We start from the raw sequence: 3887 nt of genomic DNA, 5'->3' as shown, positions 1-3887 counted from the left end.
AAACCACTCCTGGCGCTCTGCAGACGAGCCGTGAGTGAAAGACTCGGGAGAGACCCACCCCTGCGTCTGGCGCTGGATTCGGTCGTCTCCGATCGCCGCCGCCGCTTCGAGCGCTTCCGATGGATCGTCGCGGTCGAGCAGGCCACGCTCACTCGTCGAATGTCCCCATACGCCCGCAAGGCAGTCCGCCTGGAGCTCGAGCCGAACAGAGAGCTCGTTCGTATTTCCGGGACTCATCGACTGCAAACGCCTCACCTCGCTCTCGATCCCGAGAAGATTCTGAATGTGGTGTCCCATTTCGTGCGCGATGACATAGGCCTGGGCGAAATCGCCAGGCGCGCCGAAGCGGCTCCGGAGCTCTTGGAAGAACGAGAGGTCCAGATAGATCTTCCCGTCACCGGGACAGTAGAAAGGTCCCGTGGCCGCTCCAGCCATCCCGCAGGCCGACTGGACAACGTCCCGGAACAGCACCATCCTGGCTCTCTGGAATCGCTCCGCCAGGATGCGTGCCCATGTGCTTTGAAGGTCGTCGAGCACGAATGACATGAAATCGACGAGCTGCTCTTCCTCTGGGCTCGTTTGGAAGTCACCAGTCGACGTCGACATCGGCTCGTTCGATACGAAAGCGGGCCCTAGCAACGAAACAAAATCCTGCTTGAAGACGACGCTGAGAGCGATCAGAAGCAAGAGCGTCCCGCAGCCGATGGTGCCACCGCGGCTCATTCGCTGCCCGCGACGGTCTTCCAGGTCGGCGCTCCGGCCCCTACTCGTCCAACGCATGACTCACCTCGAGGCGGGTTATAGCACGCGCCCCCCCATACCGCGCAATCCGAACCGTGTCGCTTCCAATCAGAAGACCACACCGGACGTGCGTGCGGATGGGGCGAGCCGTTTGACGCAAACGGGTGATCGTTTCGCAATGGCTTTGCCGCGGTTCCTCAATTGGGTATCCTCGTTCGATGCGGAGACACGCTCTACGGAAGTTCTTCGCAGCGCCGCTCCTTATCTCCTTGACCCCCATGACCGCCTCAGAAGCGGCGCCTCTGAACCGGCCGAAGCTCGGTCTCGCGCTGGGCGGCGGAGCCGCTCGCGGAATCGCCCATATCGGCATTCTCCAATGGCTCGATGAGAATCGCGTTCCCGTGGACTTCATCGCCGGAACGAGCATGGGTGGTCTGGTCGGCGGTGCCTACGCTTCGGGGATGTCACCCGAGGATCTGCGCGGGCTCATGCGCGACGCGGACTGGGATCTCATTTTCCTTGCCGACTCGCCGTTCAAATACAAAACCTTTCGTCGCAAAGAAGACGCGCGCGAGTTCCCTTCACTTATCGAGCTCGGACTGAAGAATGGACTGAAGCTTCCAAGCGGTCTCAACGCTGGACAAGGGGTGCAGTCCATCCTCGACCGCATCGCTGCCCCTTACCCGCTTCTCGATACCTTCGACGAGCTTCCGACGCCCTATCGTGCCGTGGCCACGGATCTCGATTCGGCGGAGGTCGTCGTTCTCGATGGCGGCTCGCTCGCCGAAGCGATGCGGGCCACCATGGCCATCCCTGGGGTGTTTGCTCCGGTGACCCTGAATGGACGAATCCTTGTGGACGGTGGGACGCTCAACAACGTTCCCGCCGACGTTGCTCGCGCCATGGGCGCTCACGTCGTCGTGGCGGTGAACGTCTCATCGGCGACGGACGGCTTCGCGGCTCCAACGAACTTCTTCGACGTGCTCGGGCGTACGATGGATGCCATGATGGCGATGGGCGTCGCCAAGGCGCTCCAATCCGCGGACCTCGTCATCACCCCCGATCTGAGAGGCTTTCCCGGGACGGACTATCGCAGGAGTGAAGAGATCGTGGCTCGAGGCTACCAGGCGGCGGAGGCGGTAAAGGACCAACTCCTGCCATACGCCGTCGACGAAGAAGCCTATGCAGCTTGGAGCCGGGCGCGGCTCGCAAGGAGGCGCGATTTCGTGAGGCGCCTTGATGCGGTTCGCGTTCAGGGAGTTCCCGAGAAAGAGGGCGCGCGGATTCAGGCCCGCCTCGAACGCCGGCTCGTCTCTCCGGAGACGACGCTCGGGGAGATCGAGCACGAGATTTTGCGCCTCACCGGCACCGACCGCTACGAAACGATTCGCTATGCCGTCCGCGACGTGCAAGGAGCCGAAACGCTCGAGCTCTACGTCACCCCGAAGCAGCACGGCCCCCCCTTTCTCCTTCCCGGGCTCGAGCTTCAGAACATCGACTCCAACAGCTTTGCGATGGACTTGACAGGGCGCATCGCCTTCTACGATACCGTCGTGCCGGATTCGGAGCTCCGCGTGGACTTCGGCGTGGGGACGAGCCAGCAGGCAGGTCTCGAGCTCTACCGGCGACTCCTTGGGTCACGCGTCTTCGTCGCGCCCCGCGGCTACTGGCGTCGTCATAGCCTGAACGGATACGACGCCCAGAGCGAGCTCCGGGCCGAGTACCGAGAAAAGGAAGCTGGAGGCGGAGTCGATCTCGGCTTCGATCTCGGCTCTCGAAGCGAGCTCCGACTCGGATACGATGTTGCCGACCTGAGGACCCGGCTCCGCGTCGGTGAGCCGTCTCTCCCCGAGGCGGAGGGTCGAAACGCGTACGCTTCCGCCCGCTGGTCGTTCGACGGACAGACGAGCCCGATGATCCCGACTCGGGGAATTCTCACGCACGTCGCGTTCCGTTACTACACCGACACACCCGACACGGTGTTCCTCGGAGAGGAATTCGTCGGCCCCGAGGAGTACTCGCAGATAGAGGCCCGTTTCTCCTCGTTCCACCGGTTCCACGAACGACATCGCATCTTCTACGGCGCTTCCGCGGGCTCCTCCTTCGGGGACCACCCAGGTTACAACGAGTTCCGTCTCGGCGGTCTTCTTCGTCTCGGGGCCTTCAACAACGGCGAGATCTCCGGAGACAACTACATCGTCGGTATCGGCGGGCTCTTGTATCAGGTCCTGCGGCTCCCGGACATCATCGGGGCGAGCGGCTATATCGGCGCCTGGCTCGAGGCCGGCTCGGCGTTCGACGACTGGAGTGAGGCGTCCACTCAATGGAACGCTTCGGGCGGCTTCGTGCTCGAGACGTTTCTCGGCCCGCTTTTCGTGGGCGGAAGCGTGTCGCTGAACAACGGGGATGGACGCTTCTATGTGAACCTCGGTCCATTCGTGCGCTGAGTTGCTCGCGGTGGTGCACGTGTCGGCTCGTCACGCTGCGACGTCATTAGAAACATGAAAGATGTCTTGGCGACCGCTCGGCAGGCTGAGTGGCCCTTTTTCAACAGCCTAGTGACACCGGGAGCCATTCTGGCTACCCATCTCGGTTTGACATCGGTTTCTCAGCAAAGCTATCGTCCGAGCGAGATCCAGGCAGGAAAGGCATGCGTCTATTACCCACCGCGAAGGAGCCCGAAGTCCTTTCTCGCAATCATGTGGACGAGCTCGTGAAGCGCTTCGCCGCCATCTGCATGGAACGCAACGTCATTCTCATGTACCTTCATGGGTCCTACGCTCGGGGCGAGCCTGGCCCCCTGAGTGACCTCGATCTCGCCGTGCTTCTCGGGCGGGACAAATCCGGCGATCTGGACTTGGAGCTCGAGCTTCTCGCCGCCCTGGAGGACGCCAGCGGTCGTGAGGACCTGGATCTCGTCTTCCTCGACCGGGCAGGGCCCATCATCAAGGAACGGGTCGTCCGCCATGGTCGGGTGATCTATCAGAGGAGTAACAGGGAGAGGGTCCTTTTCGAGGCGAGTGCCATCAAAGAGTATTTGGACTTTCGTTACTTTTCCGAGCAATACAACGACGCTTTGTTCGAGACACTCAGCAAGGGACGTGTCGTTGGTTGATCGGGAAATCCTGGCGACGAGACTGAGCAAA

General features: G+C 61.9%; 3 protein-coding genes. 2 read left to right on the top strand and 1 reads right to left on the bottom strand.

Translation table 11 applies throughout. The features are described 5' to 3' along the window. The coding region (locus VEK15_30965; protein ID HXV65156.1) for a neutral zinc metallopeptidase at window positions 1-780 on the bottom strand (780 nt) is incomplete at its 3' end. A 239-nt stretch (window positions 781-1019) separates the two neighbouring features. Between VEK15_30965 and VEK15_30960 the strand changes: the two genes are divergently transcribed. Then, entirely contained in the window at window positions 1020-3188 is a 2169-nt protein-coding gene (locus VEK15_30960; GenBank protein ID HXV65155.1) for a patatin-like phospholipase family protein, read from the top strand. A 203-nt stretch (window positions 3189-3391) separates the two neighbouring features. Next, window positions 3392-3856 carry a nucleotidyltransferase domain-containing protein gene (locus VEK15_30955; protein ID HXV65154.1) on the top strand — a complete coding sequence of 155 codons (465 nt, stop codon included), beginning with the start codon at window positions 3392-3394 and terminating at the stop codon, window positions 3854-3856. Window positions 3857-3887: the final 31 nt, after the last annotated feature.

This window comes from Vicinamibacteria bacterium, assembly GCA_035620555.1.
In the GTDB taxonomy this organism is placed as follows: Bacteria; Acidobacteriota; Vicinamibacteria; order Marinacidobacterales; family SMYC01; genus DASPGQ01.
The sequence above is the reverse complement of the archived record's forward strand: the minus strand, read 5'-3'. Positions and strand labels throughout refer to the sequence as shown.

Excerpts from the sequence above, each read along its gene's own strand:
- VEK15_30960 (HXV65155.1), top strand. The coding sequence starts at position 1,020 with ATGACCGCCTCAGAAGCGGCGCCTCTGAACCGGCCGAAGCTCGGTCTC.
- VEK15_30955 (HXV65154.1), top strand. The coding sequence starts at position 3,392 with ATGCGTCTATTACCCACCGCGAAGGAGCCCGAAGTCCTTTCTCGCAAT.